Raw genomic sequence first — 21,810 nt, forward strand, 5'->3', positions numbered from 1 at the left:
AGCGGGCTTGCTCGCGAATGCGGTGGGTCAGTCTGAGCATGTGCTAGCTGACCCACCGCATTCGCGAGCAAGCCCGCTCCCACACAAGCCAGCCCCCACAGGGTTTTGGCGCAGCGCTTAAAGGCTGTAGTAGTAACCACGACTGCGCAGCGCCACGATCCGTGGGCGGCCGTCGGGGTGCGGGCCGATCTTCTTGCGCAGGTTGCTCACGTGCATGTCCAGGCTGCGGTCGTACAGGGTGAGCTTGCGGCCCAGGGCGATCTGCGCCAGTTCCTGTTTGTCCAGCGGCTCGCCGGGCTGGCGCAGCAGGGCTTCCAGCAGGCGGCTTTCGGAGACGGTGAGGGTGAATTCCTGCTCATCGATGCTGACTACGCCGCGCACCGGGCTGAAGCACAGGTCGCCCAACTCCAGCTGGGTGGACACGGCGGCGGGGTGGCTGCGGCGCAATACCGCGCGCAGGCGGGCGGTCAGCTCGCGCGGGTCGCAGGGTTTGGCCAGGTAATCATCGGCGCCCAGTTCCAGGCCGAGGATACGGTCCAGCGGTTCGCCTCGGGCCGAAAGCATCAGCACGGGCAGCTCCGGGTGGTCGTTGCGCAATTGCTTGAGCAGCTCCAGACCACTGCCGTCGGGCAGCATCACGTCCAGCACTACGGCCGCCGGTGCGCTGTCAGCCAAAGCTTTGCGGGCGCTCAAACCATCGTGGCAGGCGCGCACCTGGAAACCTTCCTGGCTCAACCAACTGGTCAGCAGCTCGCAGAGCTCCTGGTCATCATCTATCAGTAACAGCTCGCTCATGACTCACTCAATTTAGCCATTGTCGACGGCGACGGTGCCCACCGCTGGCGAAGATCCCGCACAGCAAGGCGATCAGTGCGACGGCCGCGCCGGTGACAAACCATTGTTGTTGCTCGGTCAGCCATCGGGTCAAGGCACCGCCCTGCATATCTTTGAGCTGCTGGGCCAGGCGTTGGTTCTCTTGGCGAAGGCGACTCAATTGCGCGCTTTCGCGGGTGGCGTCCGCGCTTTGCAGTTGCTTGCTCAGTTCTTCACGTTGCCGTTCGCTTTCTTTCAAGCGTTGCTGCAACTCGGTGATCTGGGCGCCGGCACTCAAGGACAGGGGCGTGGAACTGCCGGTGTTCGAGGTTTCTTCAGCATGGGCCGTAGCCCCGATCATTAACATTGCCAACAGACACAACTGACGTAAGCGCATCGGAACTCCTGATTCCACACGAATATTCAGAATGTTGTCGGCAGGTTACCGAGAATAATGAGCAATTAGGAGTGCGCCGAACGTAATAGGTTCGGCGCAGCCTGGGTCAAGGCAGGACTTGCTTGAACGGTTTGATCACGACATCGGCGTAAACGCCCGCCGCGACATAAGGGTCGGCCTTGGCCCAGGCCTGGGCATCGGCCAGGGAGGCGAATTCGGCGACGATCAGGCTACCGGTGAAACCGGCGTCGCCCGGGTCGTTGCTGTCCACGGCCGGGTGCGGGCCAGCAAGTACGATGCGGCCTTGGGCTTGCAGCACTTTCAGGCGCTCAACGTGGGCCGGGCGCACGGAGAGGCGTTTTTCCAGCGAGTTGGCAACGTCGGTGGCAATGATGGCGTAGAGCATGTCAGTCCTCGGTTTTCGGCGTGGTAGGGTCGGTGTCATGCAGGTGGCGCGACAGGTAGATACCCTGGCCAACCAGGAACAGCACGGTCATGCCCAGGCTGCCGAAGACTTTGAAGTCGACCCAGTAGTCCTGGAAGGTAAAGGCCACGAACAGGTTGGCCGCGCCGCAGAACAGGAAGAACACGATCCAGGCCACGTTCAGACGGGTCCAGACCGGCTCCGGCAGGGTCAGGGCATGGCCCATGATCCGCTTGATCAGCAGGCGGTCACCGATAAAGTGGCTGCCGATAAACGCCAGGGCGAACAGCCAGTTCACCACCGGGGCTTTCCATTTAAGGAAGGTTTCGCTGTGAAAGGCCAGGGTCAGGCTGCCGAAGACCAGGCACGCGACCAGGGTCAGCCATTGGCTTTTTTCCAGTTTGCGCTGGGAGATGAAGAGGGCACCGTAGACCACCAGGGAGCTGATGATGAGCACGGCGGTGGCGCTGTAGATGCCTCCGACCGTCAGCTCATGGCCTGCGATATCGACGACCCGAGGGTCGAGTTTGTAAACGATGAAAAACAGCAACAACGGGATGAAGTCGATGAATTGTTTCACAGTAAGAGCCAGAAGCTGGATGTGGCGGCATAATAACAAACATCCTTGGTAGCGAAAGCGCCAGCTGACTTGAGGTTACACACTCCCGTGAATGTTGATTTGCACTGCCACAGCACGGCCTCCGACGGTGCCCTGGCGCCCGCGGTACTGGTTGCGCGTGCGTTTGAAAAAGGCGTGCGAGTCCTGGCGTTGACCGACCACGACACCCTTGAAGGCCTCGATGAGGCGCGTACGGCTGCCCATTCATTGGGCATGCAGCTGGTCAATGGGGTGGAATTGTCCTGCACCTGGGGTGGCGCGACCATCCACGTGCTCGGCTACGGTTTTGATCAACACGCAGCGCCTTTGGTGGCGGCAATTGCGCAATTGCACGATGGCCGCTGGCTGCGGTCCGAAGAAATAAGCCGCAAACTCAGCCTTAAAGGCATGCCCAACGCGCTTGAGGGCGCTCGCGCCATTCAGCAGGAACTGGGTGACAGTGGCAACGCACCGGCCCGTCCGCACTTCGCCGACTGGATGGTGCGCGAAGGGTTTGTCAAAGACCGCGCCGAAGCTTTCCGCAAATGGCTGGGTGCCGGCAAATTGGGGGACGTGAAGCAGCACTGGCCGACCCTGGAAGACACTGTCCAGACCCTGCGAGCCTCCAATGCCTGGGTCAGCCTGGCGCATCCCTGGCATTACGATTTCACCCGCAGCAAACGTCGCAAGCTGATTGGCGACTATATTGGAGCGGGCGGCCACGCAATCGAAGTGGTCAACGGGCATCAACCTGCTGAACAGGTTGGCAGCCTGGCGATTCTTGCCCGCGAATTTGGTCTGCTGGTCAGCGCCGGCAGTGACTTTCATGGCCCAGGCGGCTGGTCCGAGATCGGCGAGTACCGCCAGGTCCCGGAAGATTTGCCGCTCTTGTGGGGGCGATTCAAGCATGACCCCATTATTGCCACCGTCTGAACAGGTAGAACACGTGAGTCAATTCTTCCAGATTCATCCGGAAAACCCCCAGGCGCGCCTGATTAAACAGGCCGTAGAGATCATTCGCGCCGGTGGCGTGGTGATCTACCCAACCGATTCGTCCTACGCCATTGGTTGCCAGATCGGCGACAAGGGCGCGGTCGAGCGTGTAAGACGCTTGCGCCAGTTGGACGACAAGCACAACTTCGCGCTGATCTGCAGCGACTTGTCCCAGCTCGGCCTGTTTGCCAAGGTCGACACCGGAACCTTCCGCCTGCTCAAGGCCCACACGCCGGGCCCCTACACCTTTATTCTGAACGCCACCCGCGAGGTGCCGCGCCTGCTGTTGCACCCCAAGAAGCGCACCATCGGCCTGCGCGTGCCGGAGCACCCGATTGCCCTGGCCTTGCTGGCTGAGCTGGGTGAACCGCTGATGAGCGTGTCGCTGATCATGCCCGGCGATAGCGAACCGCTGGAAGACCCGTACGAGATGCGCCAGCTGCTGGAAAAGCAGGTGGACCTGATCATCGATGGCGGTTTCGGCGGCGGCAAGGCCTCCACCGTGATCAACCTGGCAGACGGCGAGCCCGAGGTGATCCGCGTGGGTTGCGGTGACCCGGCGCCGTTCATGGTCGAGGCCTGAATGTCGGCCGTGGAAACCGTCGATCCCCAGGCGGGCGCCCAGCAGGAGCTGCCGTTTGCCATGGTCTACGGCCAGGCGGTCATGGAAATGCCCCTGGACCTGTACATTCCGCCGGACGCCCTGGAGGTCTTCCTTGAAGCCTTTGAAGGCCCGCTGGACTTGCTGCTGTACCTGATCCGCAAGCAGAACATCAACATCCTCGACATCCCGGTGGCGGAAATTACCCGCCAGTACATGGGTTATGTCGAGTTGATGCAGTCGGTGCGCCTGGAGCTGGCCGCCGAGTACCTGGTGATGGCCGCGATGCTCGCCGAGATCAAGTCGCGCATGCTGCTGCCGCGCTCGGAAACCATCGAAGCCGAAGAAGACGACCCCCGCGCCGAACTGATCCGTCGCTTGCAAGAGTACGAACGCTTCAAGGCCGCCGCCGAAGGCATCGACGGCTTGAGCCGCGTGGGCCGCGATGTGGTGGTACCCAAGCTCGACGCCCCCGAAGCCCGCGCGCGCAAGCTGTTGCCGGATGTGAGTCTGGAAGAATTGTTGATGTCCATGGCCGAGGTGCTGCGCCGTGGCGACATGTTTGAACACCACCAGGTCAGCCGCGAGGCGCTGTCGACCCGCGAACGCATGAGCGACGTGCTGGAGCGCCTCAAGGGCGGCGGGTTTGTGCCGTTTGTCGAGTTGTTCACGGCAGAGGAGGGGCGCCTGGGGGTGGTGGTGACCTTTATGGCGGTCCTTGAGCTGGTCAAGGAGTCCTTGGTCGAGCTGGTCCAGAATGAGCCTTTTGCGGCTATCCACGTGCGGGCGCGAGCCGAATAAAGAGCTGAATCGATGAATCTGACTGAACCCCGCGAACTGGCGCCGCTGCTGGAAGCCTTTCTCCTGGCCTCGGGTAAACCGCAATCGCTGGAACGCCTGTTCGAACTGTTTGAAGAGGCCGAGCGCCCTGAGCCGCCGGTGTTCAAGAAGGCGCTGGAGATTTTGCGCAAGTCCTGCGATGGCCGTGCCTTCGAGCTGCGCGAGGTGGCGTCGGGTTATCGCCTGCAAATCCGTGAGAAGTTTTCCCCATGGGTGGGCCGTTTGTGGGAAGAACGCCCGCAGCGTTATTCACGGGCGATGCTGGAAACCATGGCGCTGATTGCCTATCGCCAGCCGATCACCCGTGGCGAGATCGAGGATGTGCGCGGTGTGGCGGTCAACAGCCATATCGTCAAAACGCTGCTGGAGCGCGAATGGATCCGTATCGTCGGTTATCGCGATGTGCCCGGCAAACCGGCGATGTTCGCCACCACCAAGGTGTTTCTCGACCATTTCAACCTGAAGAACCTTGATGACCTGCCGCCGCTCGCCGAACTGCGCGAGATGGAAGCCGAGCCGGTGCTCGATTTCGACGACGCCCCGGTCCCGGCCAGCCTGCAGGAACTGGCCGACGCCAGCGCCGAGCCGGAAGAGCCCAAGGACGAGACCAGTTTCCATACGTTGTTGCTCGAACTGGACGATATGGAGCAGGGCATCAAGACCGACTTTGATGATTTGCTGCGTGACGCTGCGACCGAGCCTGAAAGCCAGGAGAGCATTGACGCGGACCCCGAGCCTGAACCGGAGCCGGAGCCGGAGCCGGAGCCGGAGCCCGAGGAAGACATCCTCGGCGTGGCCCAAGCCCGCGAAAAACTCCTGGCCGCCGTCGCCGCCCTCGAACAACCGCCGCTGAGCGACGAAGAAGACGAAGCCCGCGCCCTGGCCGAAGCCATCGAGAATGAGCGTCGTTCGTTTGAACCCTGAGGCCTCTGCAGGGGCTCTACCTGTTAACTCTGACAGTTGTCGGGTTTTCCCCTCCGGCGTTTACTTGCTGAACGTCATCGCGCCTGTGCCGTTTCATTCGTGGTGGTCGTAATCCCTTCATTTTGAAATGGATGGCAATTATGAAAAGCACTTATCGACGTTTCGCTTCTTCACTGGGCGTGATGGCCGTGATCAGCGCGGCGGTCTTATCGGCAGGTCAGGCCATTGCGGCACCTTATGCCCCGTTGAGTGGTGATGTCAGCGTGCAGATTATCGCCGGCGCCCCACCCACCGGTGCTATCGGTCTGAGTACGGGCCCAACCGGCGTAGAACGTCCCGTTTACTATCGGCCTGGCTCGACGGTGGCGTTGGACATTGGCAGCAAGAACCAACTGTCAGTGAGGCCGGGGTGCAAGCCCACGGAATTCAAAGACGATGACGGTACCACCATCCCCGTGTGGGTGAAGCTCGACTGTGCCGGCAAAGCCTGGCAGGGCAAGTTGTCCAAAGAAGGCAGCGTATTCATCGTCAAACCCCTTCCCTGACAGACGCCACCGGGCCGCTAAGTGCAAGGTGGCCCTATCGCCACGCGGCCTGTGGTGCCGGCACCACCGGCCAGCGGAAATACTCACGACTTGGCGCTTATCGACTAGTCTCTGATGCGCAACGCGCTTCATACGCGTATGATTCGCGGCCCTTTGGCAACCTATTTGCCCAAAGCCCCGCTTTCAACACTCTTCAGGCCACGCCTGAATCGACCCACCGGGAGGTGCTTAATATGAACGACCAAGACCAGAACGACAGCCAGGAAATCGGCCCTGCAGGCGAAAAACTGCAGAAGGTGCTGGCGCGTATCGGCGTGGGCTCGCGCCGCGACGTCGAAGCCTGGATCACCCAGAAGCGCATCAAGGTCAACGGCGTCGAGGCCACCCTCGGCCAGCGCGTCGACCTGCACGATGCAATCACCATTGATGGCAAGGTCATCAAGCGTGAAGAGGCCGCCGAATCGGTGCGCCGCGTCATCATGTACAACAAGCCCGATGGCGAGATCTGCACCCGTGACGACCCGGAAGGCCGTCCAACCGTGTTCGACAAGATGCCCAAGCCCAAAGAAGGCCGCTGGATCAACATCGGCCGCCTGGACATCAACACTACCGGCTTGCTGATGTTCACCACCGACGGTGAGCTGGCCAACCGCCTGATGCACCCGTCCTACGAGATGGACCGTGAGTACGCTGTGCGTGTACGCGGTGAAGTCGATGACGAGATGATCGAGCGCCTCAAGGCCGGCGTGGTGCTGGAAGATGGCCCGGCCAAGTTCACCGACATCAAGCAGGCGCCAGGTGGTGAAGGCTTCAACCACTGGTACCACTGCGTGGTGATGGAAGGCCGTAACCGTGAAGTACGTCGCCTGTGGGAATCCCAGGGCCTGGTGGTCAGCCGCCTGAAGCGCGTGCGCTTCGGCCCGGTGTTCCTCAACTCCGACCTGCCGATGGGCCGCTGGCGCGAAATGAGCCAGTACGAAGTCGACATCCTCAGTGCCGAAGTTGGCCTGACGCCGGTCGCAATGCCGCAGATGAACGCCAAGAGCAAAGACAAGCTTGAGCGTATGCAGCGTAAATCGTCGCGTCCTGTGGCGCGTACCGAGCGTGTTGCCCGCACGGTGCGCCCGGCGCTGAATGCACCCGCTACCGGTGGGCGTATTTCCCGCGAGCCGCACATCGAAGGCGAGCGTCGCCCAACGGCGCCGTCGCGTCAGGAAGGCGAGCGTGCACCCCGCACACCGCGTCCTGCGCCAGCCGGTGGTCGCAGCAACCGTGGAGAAGCGGATCGCCCAGCCGACAATGCCAGCACCAAGCGTCCAGCCAAGCCGGCGGCGAACAAGCGCCCCGGCCCGAAACTGGTCGCCGACGAGCCGTCGGGCAAGCGCCGTGGCGCCCCGGCCGGTTCGGGCCAGCGTCCTGGTTTTGGTCGCAAAAAGCCGCAGTGATTTAGCCGCTGTATAAAAAACGCCAACCCTCGGGTTGGCGTTTTTTTTTGCGTTCTGCGCACTAGACAGTTACCGCTGGACAGCGCAATGGGCGCTTTAGAGTGAGCATCTCACCCACTCGCCATTGAGGTTGCTCCATGGATATCCGCATCAATCACCGTCACATGAGCCGTGACAAAAAAGACGTTCTGATCAATGCCATCTTGTTGCTGAAAAACGAAGTCGAGAGTGTGCTGCGCCCCGGCCGCCAAATGCGTTATGACGATTACGTGCAGGTGCACCGCAGTGCCATGGGCGGGCCTGGCGCCTTCATGCCGATGCCTCATCGCTCGCCCTTGTTTTTCCCATGGCACCGGGTGTTTCTGCGCCAGTTTGAACAGGACCTGCAACGCGCCGTCGGCGATACGAGCCTCACGTTGCCGTTCTGGGACTGGTCGATGGAAGGCCCGAGCAACCCCTTTACCCCGGGATTTATAGGCGGCAATGGCGATGCCGCCCAGAACCAGCGCGTCACGTCGGGGATTTTCGCTTCCGAGCGCGGGCGCTTTGATGTCCGTGTCTGGGACCTTGAGTCGGGCGACGGCGGCTTGCGTCGCGAACTGGGCTCAGAGCCCGGCGCGCACCTCCCGGATTCCGAACAGGTGCTGACCGCACTCGCCAAGACCCCCTATTCGCCAGGCCCGGACAGTTGGGTCAATTATTGCGAAGGCATATTGCATGACCCCGTACATCGCTGGGTGGGCGGTAACATGTCGATGTCTACGTCACCCAACGATCCCGTGTTTTTCCTGCACCACTGCTACCTCGATCTGCTGTGGGAGCGCTGGAAACGCCAGCATCCGACCTCTGCGCCGTATGAGCCGATATCCGGGGCTCCAGGGCTGGACCGTGACGCCACGCTGGTCTTCAACGCCGCGGAAAATCCAGCGCCTTGGCCCGGGACGTGGACCGTCGGTCAAGTGATCAACTCTGAAGCGCTGGATTACACCTACGGTGTGTTCGCCTCCGCCGCTACGGCCGACTCCACCGCTACGGCCGCCTGCGTACCGCAGAGCTGCGAAGAGGGTTCACGATAATTTTGGATGCGGCTGTTTTTCATGAAGAAAAAACACCTCAATGACGGCGATATTTTGTAGAAGATTTACAGATGCACGTTGTCGTCCGTTGACGGCTGTAACGCCTGTTTTCCACGCTGTAACGATAATTTTACGAAAAACTTCCCACATTGCTGAGGGTCGTCAGGCTGTAAGGAATAGCTGACAGCTCGTCGCAGCCCCTCTGCGGGCTCGGCCCCAAGCTGTCGTGCGGTGTACAATGCGCCGCGTTTTACTGTGACCCCCTTGCGTAACCACGCAAAAGGCCAAGACCTCAGGGTTTATCCACCCTGATCACTCCGCCTGGCCACGAGCCAGGCGGGTTCGATTTCGTCACAGATAAAAACAAACAGGTGACGCATGACCGTTAGAAAGACACTGTACTCCTGGTGCCTGCGCTGGGGTTTGAGCGGCGCTGCTTGAGTCGAGATTCAAGGCAGCAACGTGCATTCAACATCATCAAACCTTGCGTGAGATCCTTTTCATGAGTGGACCCCATTCCCCTTCAGGCGAGCTGAAACGCGGCCTGAAAAATCGGCATATCCAGTTGATCGCCCTCGGCGGCGCCATCGGCACCGGCCTGTTCCTGGGCTCGGCCGGGGTGCTCAAATCCGCCGGCCCGTCGATGATCCTGGGGTATGCCATTTGCGGCTTTATCGCCTTCATGATCATGCGCCAACTCGGCGAAATGATCGTCGAAGAGCCGGTCGCCGGCTCTTTCAGCCACTTTGCGCACAAGTACTGGGGCGGTTTCGCCGGCTTTTTGTCGGGCTGGAACTGCTGGATCCTGTACATCCTGGTGGGCATGTCAGAGCTGACGGCCGTCGGCAAATACGTGCACTACTGGTGGCCCGAGATCCCGACCTGGGTGTCGGCGGCGGCCTTCTTCGTGCTGATCAACTTGATCAACCTGGCCAACGTCAAAGTCTTCGGTGAGGCCGAGTTCTGGTTTGCCATCATCAAGGTGGTCGCGATTGTCGGCATGATCGCCCTGGGCAGTTACCTGCTGGTCAGCGGCAGCGGCGGCCCGCAGGCTTCGGTCAGCAACCTGTGGGAACACGGCGGCTTCTTCCCCCATGGCGTGGGCGGCCTGGTGATGGCCATGGCGATCATCATGTTCTCCTTCGGCGGCCTGGAAATGCTCGGCTTTACCGCCGCCGAAGCCGATCAGCCACGCACCGTGATCCCGAAAGCGATCAACCAGGTGATCTACCGCATCCTGATTTTCTACATCGGCGCGCTGGTGGTGCTGTTGTCGCTGACGCCGTGGGACAGCCTGCTGGCCACCCTCAACGCGTCCGGCGATGCCTACAGCGGCAGCCCGTTCGTGCAGGTGTTCTCGATGCTGGGCAGCAATACCGCTGCGCATATCCTCAACTTCGTGGTGCTGACGGCGGCGCTGTCGGTGTACAACAGCGGCACCTACTGCAACAGCCGCATGCTGTTGGGCATGGCCGAGCAGGGTGATGCGCCCAAAGCCCTGGCGAAGATCGACAAGCGCGGCGTGCCGGTGCGTTCGATCCTCGCGTCGGCGGCGGTGACGCTGGTGGCGGTGTTGATGAACTACTTCATCCCCCAACACGCGCTGGAACTGCTGATGTCGCTGGTGGTGGCCACGTTGGTGATCAACTGGGCGATGATCAGCTTCTCCCATCTCAAGTTCCGCCAGCACATGAACCGCACCGGCCAGGTGCCGCTGTTCAAGGCATTGTGGTACCCGTACGGCAACTACGTCTGCCTGGCGTTCGTGGTGTTTATCCTGGTGATCATGCTGATGATCCCGGGGATCCAGCTGTCGGTGTATGCGATCCCGGTGTGGGTGGCGTTTATGGCGGTGTGTTATTGGGTCAAGAACAAGCGCAGTGCAGAAGCGGCGTTGACGGCGGCGAGTGCGGTGAAGTAACCCGGCTGACGTAAACAGGAAACCCGGCGCCATGCCGGGTTTTTTGTGGGCGCCGACGGGTTAGACTCGTGCCTCGTTATGTCCGTTGCCTAAGGTTTTTGATTGATGCTGGTAATTTCCAACAACGTGCACTTGCCCGATGCCGAGATCGAGCTGACCGCCATCCGCGCGCAGGGCGCTGGTGGGCAGAACGTCAACAAGGTGTCGAGTGCCGTGCACCTGCGGTTTGATATCCCCGCGTCGTCGCTGCCGGAGTTCTACAAGGAGCGACTGCTGGCGCTGCGCGACAGCCGTATCACCAGTGAAGGCGTGTTGGTGCTCAAGGCTCAGCAATATCGGACCCAGGAGCAGAATCGCGCGGATGCATTGGAGCGCCTGGTGGAACTGATCCTCAGTGCCACCAAGGTCGAGAAGAAACGCCGCCCGACCAAGCCCACCCTGGGCTCGAAAAAGCGCCGGCTGGAATCCAAGACCAAGCGCGGCAGCATCAAGGCCGGGCGCGGCAAGGTCGACTTTTAGTCGCCGCGTGCTTCACGGGCCTGGGGTGCCTGGCGGTACAGGTAGACGCTCAGCAGCAAACCACCGAGGGCGGCGAGGGCGGCGAACAGGAAGATCGAGGCAAAGCCGAAACCCGCCGCGACCGCCCCGGCCAACGGCCCGGTAATGCCCAGTGACAGGTCGATAAACAGTGAGTAGGCGCCCACCGCCGAACCACGGCTGGAGGCGGGCACCAGGTTGACCGCCTCCACCCCCAGCGCCGGAAACACCAGGGAAAAACCAAACCCACTCAACGCCGCGCCGGCCAGGGCCAGGTTGGCGTCCGGTGCCAGCCACAGCAGCAACAGGCCGAGGATCTCCACCGACAGGCACGCAATCGCCACGCGAAAGCCGCCGATACGGTTGATCAAGTTGCCAAACAACAGGCGCGCACCGATAAAGCTGGCGCCGAACAGGCTCAGGGCCCACACCGCGTTATCCCAGTGCTGGGTGGTGTAATACAGCGTGATGAACGTGGCGATGGTGCCAAAGCCGATAGAGCCCAGGGCCAGCGCGCACCCGTGGGGCAGAACCCGGCCCAGCACGTTCATGAACGGCAGGCGCACACCGGCCACAATCGGCGCGGCGACCTTGTTCCAGGCCAGCAGCACGCCCACCATCGCCAGCAGGATAATGCTCACGCCCATGCTCCACAGCCCCAAGTGGCTGACCAATAGCACGCCGAGCGGCGCGCCGACCGCTAAGGCGCCGTAGCTGGCGATGCCATTCCACGAAATGACCTTGGCGGTATTGGCTGCGCCCACGCGGCCGATGCCCCAGCCGATAGCGCCCGAGCCCACCAGGCTCTCCGCGCTGCCCAGTACCAGGCGGCCGATCAGCAAGCTGCCCAGGCTCACGGCTGGCAGGCTGGAAAACCACGCCGCGAGCAACATGAACACACCGCTGAGGCCACAGCCCACCAGGCCGATCAGCACCGCGCGCTTGCTGCCCAGGTTATCGATGATTTTGCCCGCGTAGGGGCGGCTCAGCAGCGTGGCCAGGTATTGCACGCTGATCACCAGCCCGGCGATCACTGCGCCGTAGCCCAGCTCACTGTGGACATAACCCGGCAACACGGCCAGCGGAATGCCGATATTCAGGTAGCCGATGAAGGTGAACAACACGATGGAAACAACTTGCAGCGTGACCGCCATGGGGCGCTGGGTATCTGGCATGGGAGGGGTCCACAGTCGCAGCAGGTAAAGATAGGCTGCTAATGATACCGGGGCTTTGGCCGGTGCAGGGCGCTAAAACGCAAAAACGTCAGATCAAAAAGACGTCAGGGTTGGGAAGGGGCCAGCAATTGCGTGGTGACCAAGGCGGCCAGCGCGTTTTCCTGGGTGCCGAAGCGCTCGAGCAGTTGGGCTTGTTTGTCCGCACTGAGGCGGTTCCAGACCTCGACCATCCGCAAGGCTGCATCGAGTATGGCGGTGTCCGGGGTATCGGGGAGAGTGTCGGTCATGGCGGGTACCTCGGGTGATTCAGGCAGTGTGGAAAGCGCTCTAAAGCTGCGCTTTCCACACGGTCTGGTACGGCGTCAGTCCTGGCTTTTGCTGTCGACTGGTTTTGCTTCTTTGGTCTCAGGCTGCTGGTTGCTGGCCTGTTGCGGTGTTGGCTGCTCTGTAGGGTGCAGGCTTGGGAAGGGGAGATTAGGTATCTCGTGCATCGTCGTCGCTCCTCGCAAGGTCTGTTTTTTCAATCGCAGTGTGATTGCGCGCTCTCAAAAAGCCTTGGCAGGATACAGCACTGAAAATGACAAAAAGAATTTAATCTCGACGGATGTACGAACTTTCATCGTAAAAACGGTCGCGTCGTCAGAACGGCACCTTGCCCAAGACCATGTCGCGGTACATCACAAAATCACCCAATAAGCTGTAGAACGGGTGCTGAAAGGTCGCCGGGCGGTTCTTTTCGAAGAAGAAGTGGCCGATCCAGGCAAAGCTGTAGCCGGCGATCGGCACGGCCAACAACAAGCCCAAGGACCCTCTGCCGATGGCGTACGCCAGGATGCCGATCACCAGCGTGGTGCCGATAAAGTGCAGGCGCCGGCATGTGCTGTTGGCGTGTTCCGCCAGGTAGTACGGGTAGAACTCGGCGAAGCTGTTGAATCGCTTGATATTTTCCACGGCGACCGGCCCTTTCATTGTTGTACCGCCCAACAGAGGTTCGGCGGGGAGCTTATTTGAGTCTAGAGTGATCAGTGGTAACGGCCAGTGACAATAGATGCCACTTTAGTATCCTTGACTTCCTGGCTGCGGTTTAAGCCTGCTTAATTTAAGAAGACGCCATGAGCGAACGAACAACTTCTGCAAGCTGGGCGATGGGCATCGTCAAGGCATTGGAAATGGACGGCCTGGACTGCCGCGCCTTGTTCAAGCAACTGGGCCTGGACTACGCCGCACTGAATGACCCCGATGCGCGCTTTGCGCAGGACTCCATGACCCGCCTGTGGCAGCGCGCGGTGGAGTTGTCGGGCAACCCGGCGATTGGCCTGAACATGGGCAAGGTGGTGCGCCCGGCGTCGTTTCATGTGGCCGGTTATGCGCTGATGTCCAGCAACACGCTGGCCGAAGGTTTCATGCGGCTGGTGCGTTACCAGCGCATCATCGCCGAAAGCGCTGACTTGAGTTTCAGACTCTTACCCGAAGGCTATGCGCTGATTCTGACGGTGCATGGCGATCATCTACCGCCCACCCGGCAAAGCGCCGAAGCCTCGCTGGCGAGTGCCCTGGCGTTGTGCGGCTGGCTGACCGGGCGCGCCCTGCACCCGCGCAAAGTGCTGTTGCAAGGCGATCAACCGGCGGACCTGGCGCCCTACAAGCAAGCCTTCCATGCCCCTCTGGAGTTCGATGCACCGTATGACGCGCTGATCTTCGAGCGGGCCGACATGGACGCGCCGCTGCCCACCGCCAATGAGGCCATGGCGCTGCTGCATGATCGGTTTGCCGGCGAATACCTGGCGCGGTTTTCGGAAAGCCGCGTGACCCACAAGGCACGGCAGGTGCTGTGCCGACTGTTACCCCAGGGCGAACCCAAGCGCGAGGTGGTGGCCCAGACCCTGCACCTGTCCCAGCGCACCTTGCAGCGGCGCTTGCAGGAGGAGGGCACCAGTTTCCAGACCCTGCTCGATGACACCCGCCGCGAATTGGCCGAACAGTACTTGGCGCAGCCGAGCATGACCCTGCTGGAAATCGCTTATCTGTTGGGCTTTGCCGACCCGAGCAACTTCTTTCGCGCGTTTCGCCGTTGGTTCGATGCCACGCCCGGCGAGTACCGGGCGCGGTTGCTGGAAGCGTCGACGGTCAGTGACGCCAAAATGCCGGGATGCACAGAACAAAGACTGTAATGATTTCCAGCCGACCCAGCAGCATGCCCAGGGACAGGATCCACTTGGCCGCATCCGGCAGGCTGGAGAAGTTGCCCGCCGGGCCGATGGTTTCGCCCAACCCCGGGCCGACGCCGGACACAGTACTGGCGGCGCCGGTCAGCGCGGTCATCCAGTCCAGGCCCAGCAGCGACAGGGCCAGGGCGATAGCACAGATGGTAATGGCGAAGAAAAACGAGAAGGTCAGGATCGAACGCACGATTTCTTCGTCGAGGCGGTGGCCGTTGTACTTCTGCTTGATCACCGCGCGGGGGTGAATCAGCTGATTCAAGTTGGCCTTGAGCAGGATGTAGGCGACCTGGAAGCGGAAGATCTTGATCCCGCCCGCCGTAGACCCCGAACAGCCGCCGATAAAGCCCAAGTAGAAGAACAGCATCAGTGAGAAGTTGCCCCACAGGCTGTAGTCCCCCAGTGCAAAACCGGTAGTAGTCACCACCGACGTCACGTTCAATGCCACATGGCGCAGGGCGTCCAGCCAATGCAGGTTGGTGGTCCACCAGTACCAGGTGCCGAGCACCAGCCAGGTCACCACCAGCAAACCGAGCAGGCCCTGTACCTGTTGGTCCCTGAGCAAGGCCCGGCGGTTGCCGCGCAACGTGGCCACATACAGGGTGAACGGCAAGCTGCCGAGGATCATCACCACCACTGCTACCCAGTGCACCGCCGGTTGTTTCCAGTGGGCCAGGGATTCATCCGAGGTCGAGAACCCGCCGGTGGAAATCGCCGACATGGCATGGTTGATCGCATCGAACAGGCCCATGCCGGCCCACCAGAACGCCAGGCTGCCGAGGATGGTGATGCCCACGTAGGCCGCCACGATCAGCCGCGCCACCATATGCGAGCGCGGCATGACCTTTTCCGAGCGGTCCGAGGATTCGGTCTGGAACAGGCGCATGCCACCAATGCGCAGCAGTGGCAGGATCGCCACGGCCATGCCGATAAAGCCGATACCGCCGAGCCAGTGCAGCAGCGAGCGCCACATCAGAATGCCGGGTGACATGGTGTCCAGGCCGCTCAACACCGTGGAGCCGGTGGCGGTGATACCGGACATGCTTTCAAAAAACGAGTCGGTGTAGCTGATGTGCTGGGTCAGCAGAAACGGCAGCGCGGCGAACACACACACCACCACCCAGCTGGTCACGGTCAGCAGGTACATGTCGCGCGGGCGCAGGTGCACATGTTCGGGGCGGCCGGGGATCACCAGGGCCAGGCCGGCGATAAAGGTGATCAGGCTGGCCCACAGGAACGACGGCAGGTCGCTGGTGCGTTCGAAAATCACCAGGGTGGCCATGGGCACAACCATGGCGATCGCGAGCGTGATCAGGAAGATGCCGATAATGAAACCGATGATGCGTAGGGTCGGCAACGCCATGAAGTCTGCTCGGGTAACAGGGGAAGGCGCCATTCTACCTGGGGTGTAGGGCAAGTAAACCGGCGCGGTGTGTGCGCTCGTCCACACATGTATAACGCACCCGCAATCGTGCGGTTCTTCAGCATGGGGCTTCTGACTTCTTCCGAGATCGCCACCATGCTGTTTGAATATTTAACCGATACGCCGTTGATGGAGCGCCTGCTTGCCAACGACCCGCCGTCACAGATCACCCTGACCCGCAAACTGTCGAGGCTGAACCGCAAGGTCATGGAGTTGCTGGTGAAGCAGCCTGATTTCGAGGCCTTTGTGCAGTCCGAGTTTGATCAGCAGTTCAGTGAGCTGACGCCTCAGCTCGGGGTGGGCAAAGGCTATGTTCAGTCCCGGGAGCCGCAGCAGCCCACCACGGATGACATGCCGTTGCCGCCCACGCTGCTGGATGCCGTGGTGCAGCGCATTGCAACGGGCCAGGCATCCACCTACGCCAGCGGCGACACCGTATTCTTGCGCGCGCCTGTCGAGGGGGGCGACCCGCAGCCCGAACCTGCCCTGACGGCCCAGGCGTTAGATGGGTTTGTCGACAGCCTGGCGACGCAGCTGCCCGCCCGCTACAAGGCCTTCATGCACTCGTTCTGGAGCCACACACTGGAAGGTTCGAGCGATGTGCGCACGCGTAAACAGCGGCTGATTGATACAAGAATCGAACAGTTGCGTACCGAATTGGCCTTGCTCAAAAACGATGGCCTGTTCACGGCCGCAGGCGAAGCGTTGTTCGACAAGGTGCTGCGCGCTCCCAGCGCGCTGGATCGTCGGGCGTTCGAAAGCTATAAACCGTGCGTCTATGGCCTGGCTGTCAAGGGCGCGGCGGGCATACATCCAGCGCTTTACGGCGCGTTTATCCTGACCGCCCGCGACCCTCAGGACGCCGAAAGCACCGTCGTGGCAGAGGTACCCGACGAGCCGCAGGTGCGTGCGGTGCATGCGGGGATGAATCTGGGGAGTGTGCTGTTGTTCAGCCCTGATACTGGCCTGGAGGAATTTGACTCCCTGGCCAGCCTTGACCGGGAACTGCACCGGCGCTTGAACCATCCCCAGGAGTTCACCCGGCTCTTGGCGTTGATGGCGCAAAACGACCAGCCCCATGGCTTGGCTTTGCACCGTGAGCGCAAGCCGAGCGAGCAATTCAAATACCTCGAATGGTTGGACTCACCGTTCAGCCATGCCGTTGAGGACCAATGCCTCAAGCTTCACGAGGACTTTATCGCGACAGTCACCCGCTATCAGGTGCTGCGGGACCGGGCAGACCCTGCGTGGTTGCCGCAGAGCCTGGATCAAGCGACCGATCTGGAGCGTGCTTTCGACAGCAACGGCGTGCTGGTGGCCCGGTTTGGAAAGCGTGGGCAGGCTCAGCTCAAAACCTTTCTGGAGGGGGCCGACAACGCCGACAAGCTTGCCTGGCACACGGCGATGCGCAATTACTGCGATGCGCTGGCCAACCTGCCAGAGTCCGAGGGGCAGTTGTCCCTCGCCCAGTTCAGTGACAGAACCGCCTTGCTTGCCTACAGCAATAAGCAACTGCGTGCGCTGCTCACGGAGCAATTTGGGTTGCATGTGGACCCGGACACGATTGTGATTCATACGCGAGAGCCGTATGTGCCGACCAGGCCCTATGTGCCCGGGGCCCCTGCGTCAGGAACCGTAGAAGGAAGCGTGCAGAGGTGGGTGCATCGCAAACGCAACTTGACCGAATTGGCGCTTGAAAATGTGGGCGGGCTGGACTTCAACTTCACCAACTTTTCCCGACTCACCGACAACAACGATGTGGCGTATACCGCCCTGACCCCTGAACAGCTGAAGGACCTGGTCCGTAGCGCCAATATCGGTGACCGCTACGATGCGTTTTTAAAGGATCGGTTGATCGCTTCACCCGAAGCGCTGGCGCAAAAAGGCAATTTCGCCCGATGCCTGGCACTGCAGGTACGGCTGGATGCCATTGAGGCGAAAATCGCCGGTGACTTTCTCCCGGACCGGCTGGCGCGTGGTTTCAACTGGGTTCAGGCGGTGCTGGATGAGCCTGTCGACAGTGATCGGCGCCAGACCGTCGAAGGTCAGCGGATTGTGGTGCAATCCTTGAGGTTGCGCGGGGAGCGAGTGCGAGGTGTGTGGTTGTTTCGCGCCGCCTCTTCGAGTGTCGGTTCTACCGTGGTTTACGCGCCGCAAGCACCGGGTGGGCGGCTCTTTTATGAGTTTTCGAATGATCGGTTATCCAGTGATTTTGCGTTTAACAGCTTTTGGCGTGACTACCTGCTCGGGCGGGTGGTGCTCGCGCAGCGCAAACGGACCCGAAGTATCTTGCACGGGCGCGGTGACGTTACGCTGCTGAACATGCCAAGGATCGCCGATAACATTTTCGAGGAGGCCTATGAGGTAGAGGCCAGTTTTGCGATCAACGATGCCGCCGACCAATCGACGACCACCGGCGAAACAAATGTCGACACTGCCGTGACGGTAGCCACTGCGGTTTTCGACATCGTCACCGTCGTTCTACCGATCAAGATCATGCTTCCGATCAACCTGGTCAGAAGCCTGTACGCGGTGTTCAAAGCCGTGGACGCCGCCAGCCTGGGGGACCGTGAGGAGGCTGCCCATTATATTGTGCGGGCTCTGGGCGAGCTTGCCGGGGCGTTGATTGATGGTGCCATGGGGGCCGGTGCCCGCACGGGTACACGGGTCGCTTCATCTGCGCCTCGAGGGTTGAACCCGCAGATGGCCCTGAGAACGAAGCCTGCTGATGTGCGCGTGCTCAGCGGCTGGGAGGGCAAGGGTATCTATTACCGTGTTTTACGGGAGGGGGGCGGCCGAGAGTATTTTATGAACGAGCAGAATCGTTGGTTCTCGATCATCGATGACGGCGCCGAGCAGGCCTGGCGGATCAAGGATGTGCGCAGACCTCATCGGTATCACCACGATCTGATCCGCCTGGATCAAAAAGGCCGCTGGGAAGTGGGCTCGCCTGCTGGCAGGGGCCTGAGGGGCGGCTTGTCACCCGATGAGGAGTTGAAGCAGCTCTATCCTTTTCTGGACGAAGCCAAGGTTCGTCGGGTGTTTGAGTCATTCAACTTTCCACGTGAGCGTGAACTCGAATTTCAACTCAGCCTGGTTCACTACCTGAGGTCGGGCACTGCGCTTGACCCCTTTCATCAGTTTTTGATGGTGACCCCTCAGCGTCTAACGGCGCGCCTCAGGGGCGTCGACTTACCTGGCAGGCCACTGACGCCGGTTGACGTAACGCCTGGGCCCAGCCAGGCAGGGCCCGTGAGGCCACCGCAGCAACGATTCGTCGACTGGGGGCAAACCATTGATCCTGTCCAGCTCCAGCTCCAGCTCAAGCACGCCGAGCAGGGCATTTATGTGCGCGTGGGCGGGCCGCCCGAGCTGATCGGCACTGAATACATCAAGATTGATCAACACTATTTTCCGATTCTGCCTCCCGGTGCCGTCCCGACTCGAGCTATGAATACGGTATTCATGCGCGATCCCACTCTGTCGTTGCGCACCTACGAGCAGTTTGAGTCGATGCTCATAAGGGACCTGTTCGACCAGCCGCGCCTGGCGACGTTCGCCGCCGCGGATGGTCGTTGGGTCAACCCCAGGGTAATGCCGTTCCAAAAGACAATGGCCGCCTCGGTGGCAGAGGCTTTTCCAATGCTGACGGCGACCAGTGTGGAAAATGTCGCACGGGCGCTGTTCAACGCGGCTAACCCGAACGGGTTGACCGCCTGGGGAGCCAGCATGATGCAGCGGACCTTGCGCCATTGGCGTGCTGGCGCATCAGTGGTGCCAGCCCATCTGGGGGAGCCAATGACGTTGCTGCCCAGGTCCTCGCCAACGGTCCAAGGCCATTGGTTGCTCAACGATGCGCCTAGGCAATACTCGCAACTGAACTATCGTACCGATCGGATTGGGCAACTTTTCAAGGATGCGTTGAAAGATGGCGACAGGCCATCGCTCAGGGCCCTGATGGTCGAGGTGTTGACCCGTGATGGTTATCAATTCGACTTCAGCTACCCTATGCCCGGCGAGTTGCTGTTCAGGCGGCCGGGAAGTCAGACGTTGTACTGGCTGCAATTGCAAAGGACGTCTGCAGGCGTGGTCAGTCGAAGCGGGGTTAACGCGCCCAGCCCTTTCCTAATGAGTACCTCATTAAATGCTCAGGTGGGCGCGGCACAGAGTGGCAACAACCTTGTCTCGCTGATGGGAGGTATTAACCATAGCCTTGACGGGGCAACCTCTATCTTCGTCATCCGGATTTAAGAAGGCCGGCAGCCAGGCAAAAAAATGCCCCGAACGGTCGGGGCATTTTTACTGCGGCTTCAGGGAGGCCCGTACGGATCAGAACTCGTGATCAGCGCTGTCCGGGTTCAGGTCGCTGATGCCCAGTTTGCCGGCAGCGGCTTCGATCGAACCAGTCTGCTTGACCAGTGCGGCAATCGCATCACGTACGATCTGGTTGCCTGCATCGTTACCCGCGGCGATCAGTTGGTCGTAGTGCTCACCCTTGTTGGCGTGATCAACCATGACCTGGATCTTCGCTTCGGTCGCAGCCAGGTCGGCTTTCAACGCGGTGTCAGCGGCCGGGTCTGCCTTGGCCACCAGGGACGACAGGCTGGCGCCGGTCATTTTGCTGCCGTCGACGCGGGTGTACTCGCCCAGGTAGACGTTGCGGATGCCCTTGGCGTCGTAGAAGTGCGAGTTGTGGGTGTTGTCGCTGAAGCAATCCTGCTCGTCTTCCGGCGAGTTGGCTTCCAGGGATACCTTCATGCGCTCACCGGCCAGCTCGCCGAGGGACAGGCTGCCCATGCCGAACAACATTTTGCGCAGGCCGTCGGTGGCAGGTTCTGCCTCCAGGGTGGCGCGGTAGTTGTCTTCGACGTTGGGTTTCCAGTTGCCGACCATTTCTTGCAGGTCGCTGACCAGCAGTTGGGTCACGGCGCTCAGGTAGGCACGACGACGCTCGTTGTGGCCACCGGTGGCACCGTCGCCGGTCAGGTAGTCCGACGCAGGACGGTTGCCGGCGCCTGGGCCGGTGCCGTTCAGGTCCTGGCCCCAGAGCAGGAATTCGATGGCGTGGTAGCCGGTGGCGACGTTGGCTTCGGAACCGCCCAGCTCATTGAGGCTGGCGAGTTTTTCCGGGGTGATGTCCTTCACGTCGACCTTGTCTTCGCCAACCTGCACTTGGGTGTTGGCGATGATGTTGGCGGTGGCACCTGGGTTACCCAGGGCGTGTTCGTAGGACTTGTCGACGTAGTCGATCAGGCCTTCGTCCAGCGGCCATGCGTTCACCTGGCCTTCCCAGTCGTCAATGATGGTGTTGCCGAAACGGAACACTTCACTCTGCAGGTACGGCACGCGCGCAGCGATCCAGGCGGTACGCGCAGCTTTCAGGGTTTCGTCGTTCGGCTTGGCGAGGAAGGCATCGATGGCGGTTTGCAGGGTTTTTGCGGTGGACTCGGCATCGCTGTAGACCGCGAACACCATGTCTGCGTAATGCGCGACCACGGCTTTGGCGGCCGCTTCATCGACCTGGCCGGTAGGGGTTGCAGCCGCTGGTGCGGTGGTGCTGGCAGCCGGGGTCGGCGCCTGGTTTGCTGCGGGCTTGTCTTTACCTTCGCCGCAACCGGCGAGAGAAATGGCAATGGCCAGCAGACTGGCGGTGGCCAGGGGCATACGAATCATGGCGAACATCCTGCTTCGGTTGTTGATAGGGCGCGCGGGGGAGCGCAAAAACTGCGACATAATGCGAAAGATTTGCATTTTGTGTAAAGGGTTATACGCGGGAAATATTCAGTATCGTTTCTGTGGCGAGGGGCTTGCTGTGGCGAGCGGGCTTGCCCGCGTTAGGTTGCGAAGCAGTCTTGAACCTATTCCTGCAACGAAAACGG

At 61.0% G+C, this 21,810-nt stretch carries 21 protein-coding genes; 12 read left to right on the forward strand and 9 right to left on the reverse strand.

Going from position 1 to position 21,810, the window contains the following annotated elements; all coding sequences use genetic code 11:
- Positions 1 to 117: 117 nt before the first annotated feature.
- From GIW02_RS23480 to GIW02_RS23495, 4 genes are all read right to left on the reverse strand, one after another.
- Entirely contained in the window at positions 118 to 795 is a 678-nt protein-coding gene (locus GIW02_RS23480) for a response regulator transcription factor (protein ID WP_028617724.1), read from the reverse strand.
- Between the two features lie 7 nt (positions 796 to 802).
- Positions 803 to 1,210, reverse strand: a complete 408-nt coding sequence (locus GIW02_RS23485; protein ID WP_236419575.1) for a translation initiation factor 2 — start codon at positions 1,208 to 1,210, stop codon at positions 803 to 805.
- Between the two features lie 106 nt (positions 1,211 to 1,316).
- Positions 1,317 to 1,616 (reverse strand): YciI family protein, encoded by a 300-nt coding sequence (locus GIW02_RS23490; protein WP_236419577.1) that lies wholly within the window; start codon positions 1,614 to 1,616, stop codon positions 1,317 to 1,319.
- Between the two features lies 1 nt (position 1,617).
- On the reverse strand, positions 1,618 to 2,214 hold the full coding sequence (locus GIW02_RS23495; RefSeq protein WP_236419579.1) for a septation protein A: 597 nt from the start codon (positions 2,212 to 2,214) through the stop codon (positions 1,618 to 1,620).
- Positions 2,215 to 2,301: 87 nt separating this feature from the next.
- Here GIW02_RS23495 and GIW02_RS23500 point away from each other — a divergent pair, with 87 nt between their 5' ends.
- The 9 genes from GIW02_RS23500 to arfB all read left to right on the forward strand — a co-directional run bounded on the left by GIW02_RS23500 (position 2,302) and on the right by arfB (position 11,096).
- A complete protein-coding gene (locus tag GIW02_RS23500; protein ID WP_236419581.1) occupies positions 2,302 to 3,165 on the forward strand; it encodes a PHP domain-containing protein in 864 nt (287 codons plus the stop codon).
- Positions 3,166 to 3,178: 13 nt separating this feature from the next.
- A complete protein-coding gene (locus GIW02_RS23505; protein WP_236419583.1) occupies positions 3,179 to 3,808 on the forward strand; it encodes an L-threonylcarbamoyladenylate synthase in 630 nt (209 codons plus the stop codon).
- A gap of 120 nt (positions 3,809 to 3,928) precedes the next feature.
- Positions 3,929 to 4,627, forward strand: a complete 699-nt coding sequence (locus GIW02_RS23510) for a segregation and condensation protein A (protein ID WP_236422106.1) — start codon at positions 3,929 to 3,931, stop codon at positions 4,625 to 4,627.
- 12 nt (positions 4,628 to 4,639) lie between these two features.
- Positions 4,640 to 5,590, forward strand: a complete 951-nt coding sequence (gene scpB / locus GIW02_RS23515) for an SMC-Scp complex subunit ScpB (protein ID WP_236412928.1) — start codon at positions 4,640 to 4,642, stop codon at positions 5,588 to 5,590.
- Positions 5,591 to 5,730: 140 nt separating this feature from the next.
- Positions 5,731 to 6,135: a hypothetical protein gene (locus GIW02_RS23520; protein ID WP_236412917.1), complete on the forward strand. Its 405-nt coding sequence runs from the start codon at positions 5,731 to 5,733 to the stop codon at positions 6,133 to 6,135.
- A gap of 233 nt (positions 6,136 to 6,368) precedes the next feature.
- Positions 6,369 to 7,580, forward strand: a complete 1,212-nt coding sequence (gene rluB / locus GIW02_RS23525; protein WP_236412915.1) for a 23S rRNA pseudouridine(2605) synthase RluB — start codon at positions 6,369 to 6,371, stop codon at positions 7,578 to 7,580.
- A 137-nt stretch (positions 7,581 to 7,717) separates the two neighbouring features.
- Positions 7,718 to 8,656 carry a tyrosinase family protein gene (locus GIW02_RS23530; protein WP_236412913.1) on the forward strand — a complete coding sequence of 313 codons (939 nt, stop codon included), beginning with the start codon at positions 7,718 to 7,720 and terminating at the stop codon, positions 8,654 to 8,656.
- A 502-nt stretch (positions 8,657 to 9,158) separates the two neighbouring features.
- Positions 9,159 to 10,577 (forward strand): amino acid permease, encoded by a 1,419-nt coding sequence (locus tag GIW02_RS23535; protein ID WP_236412911.1) that lies wholly within the window; start codon positions 9,159 to 9,161, stop codon positions 10,575 to 10,577.
- A 105-nt stretch (positions 10,578 to 10,682) separates the two neighbouring features.
- Positions 10,683 to 11,096 carry an alternative ribosome rescue aminoacyl-tRNA hydrolase ArfB gene (gene arfB, locus GIW02_RS23540; protein WP_016975416.1) on the forward strand — a complete coding sequence of 138 codons (414 nt, stop codon included), beginning with the start codon at positions 10,683 to 10,685 and terminating at the stop codon, positions 11,094 to 11,096.
- Here arfB and GIW02_RS23545 read toward each other — a convergent pair.
- The 3 genes from GIW02_RS23545 to GIW02_RS23555 all read right to left on the reverse strand — a co-directional run bounded on the left by GIW02_RS23545 (position 11,093) and on the right by GIW02_RS23555 (position 13,240).
- Complete coding sequence (locus tag GIW02_RS23545) at positions 11,093 to 12,289, reverse strand: MFS transporter (RefSeq protein ID WP_236412909.1); 1,197 nt, start codon at positions 12,287 to 12,289, stop codon at positions 11,093 to 11,095. The genes arfB and GIW02_RS23545 overlap by 4 nt on opposite strands.
- A 104-nt stretch (positions 12,290 to 12,393) precedes the next feature.
- On the reverse strand, positions 12,394 to 12,576 hold the full coding sequence (locus tag GIW02_RS23550; RefSeq protein WP_236412907.1) for a hypothetical protein: 183 nt from the start codon (positions 12,574 to 12,576) through the stop codon (positions 12,394 to 12,396).
- 352 nt (positions 12,577 to 12,928) lie between these two features.
- On the reverse strand, positions 12,929 to 13,240 hold the full coding sequence (locus GIW02_RS23555; RefSeq protein ID WP_236412930.1) for a DUF962 domain-containing protein: 312 nt from the start codon (positions 13,238 to 13,240) through the stop codon (positions 12,929 to 12,931).
- A 161-nt stretch (positions 13,241 to 13,401) separates the two neighbouring features.
- Between GIW02_RS23555 and GIW02_RS23560 the strand changes: the two genes are divergently transcribed.
- On the forward strand, positions 13,402 to 14,460 hold the full coding sequence (locus GIW02_RS23560; RefSeq protein ID WP_236412902.1) for an AraC family transcriptional regulator: 1,059 nt from the start codon (positions 13,402 to 13,404) through the stop codon (positions 14,458 to 14,460).
- Here GIW02_RS23560 and GIW02_RS23565 read toward each other — a convergent pair.
- On the reverse strand, positions 14,417 to 15,871 hold the full coding sequence (locus GIW02_RS23565; protein ID WP_236412901.1) for a TrkH family potassium uptake protein: 1,455 nt from the start codon (positions 15,869 to 15,871) through the stop codon (positions 14,417 to 14,419). The genes GIW02_RS23560 and GIW02_RS23565 overlap by 44 nt on opposite strands.
- Positions 15,872 to 15,958: 87 nt before the next feature.
- On the opposite strand from GIW02_RS23565, the gene GIW02_RS23570 reads away from it, so the two are divergent.
- Positions 15,959 to 20,182 (forward strand): dermonecrotic toxin domain-containing protein, encoded by a 4,224-nt coding sequence (locus GIW02_RS23570; RefSeq protein WP_236412899.1) that lies wholly within the window; start codon positions 15,959 to 15,961, stop codon positions 20,180 to 20,182.
- Between the two features lie 78 nt (positions 20,183 to 20,260).
- Here GIW02_RS23570 and GIW02_RS23575 read toward each other — a convergent pair whose 3' ends face one another.
- On the reverse strand, positions 20,261 to 21,604 hold the full coding sequence (locus tag GIW02_RS23575) for an imelysin family protein (RefSeq protein WP_236412897.1): 1,344 nt from the start codon (positions 21,602 to 21,604) through the stop codon (positions 20,261 to 20,263).
- Here GIW02_RS23575 and GIW02_RS23580 point away from each other — a divergent pair.
- The coding region (locus GIW02_RS23580) for a hypothetical protein (RefSeq protein WP_236422104.1) at positions 21,603 to 21,810 on the forward strand (208 nt) is incomplete at its 3' end. The genes GIW02_RS23575 and GIW02_RS23580 overlap by 2 nt on opposite strands.

The sequence above is a fragment of the Pseudomonas syringae genome (assembly GCF_021606685.1).
GTDB classification, from domain to species: domain Bacteria; phylum Pseudomonadota; class Gammaproteobacteria; order Pseudomonadales; family Pseudomonadaceae; genus Aquipseudomonas; species Aquipseudomonas syringae_R.

Coding starts and splice junctions, on each gene's coding strand:
- GIW02_RS23480 (WP_028617724.1), bottom strand. CDS start 795: ATGAGCGAGCTGTTACTGATAGATGATGACCAGGAGCTCTGCGAGCTG.
- GIW02_RS23485 (WP_236419575.1), bottom strand. CDS start 1,210: ATGCGCTTACGTCAGTTGTGTCTGTTGGCAATGTTAATGATCGGGGCT.
- GIW02_RS23490 (WP_236419577.1), bottom strand. CDS start 1,616: ATGCTCTACGCCATCATTGCCACCGACGTTGCCAACTCGCTGGAAAAA.
- scpB (WP_236412928.1), top strand. CDS start 4,640: ATGAATCTGACTGAACCCCGCGAACTGGCGCCGCTGCTGGAAGCCTTT.
- GIW02_RS23520 (WP_236412917.1), top strand. CDS start 5,731: ATGAAAAGCACTTATCGACGTTTCGCTTCTTCACTGGGCGTGATGGCC.
- rluB (WP_236412915.1), top strand. CDS start 6,369: ATGAACGACCAAGACCAGAACGACAGCCAGGAAATCGGCCCTGCAGGC.
- GIW02_RS23530 (WP_236412913.1), top strand. CDS start 7,718: ATGGATATCCGCATCAATCACCGTCACATGAGCCGTGACAAAAAAGAC.
- GIW02_RS23535 (WP_236412911.1), top strand. CDS start 9,159: ATGAGTGGACCCCATTCCCCTTCAGGCGAGCTGAAACGCGGCCTGAAA.
- arfB (WP_016975416.1), top strand. CDS start 10,683: ATGCTGGTAATTTCCAACAACGTGCACTTGCCCGATGCCGAGATCGAG.
- GIW02_RS23545 (WP_236412909.1), bottom strand. CDS start 12,289: ATGCCAGATACCCAGCGCCCCATGGCGGTCACGCTGCAAGTTGTTTCC.
- GIW02_RS23550 (WP_236412907.1), bottom strand. CDS start 12,576: ATGACCGACACTCTCCCCGATACCCCGGACACCGCCATACTCGATGCA.
- GIW02_RS23560 (WP_236412902.1), top strand. CDS start 13,402: ATGAGCGAACGAACAACTTCTGCAAGCTGGGCGATGGGCATCGTCAAG.
- GIW02_RS23565 (WP_236412901.1), bottom strand. CDS start 15,871: ATGGCGTTGCCGACCCTACGCATCATCGGTTTCATTATCGGCATCTTC.
- GIW02_RS23570 (WP_236412899.1), top strand. CDS start 15,959: ATGTATAACGCACCCGCAATCGTGCGGTTCTTCAGCATGGGGCTTCTG.
- GIW02_RS23575 (WP_236412897.1), bottom strand. CDS start 21,604: ATGATTCGTATGCCCCTGGCCACCGCCAGTCTGCTGGCCATTGCCATT.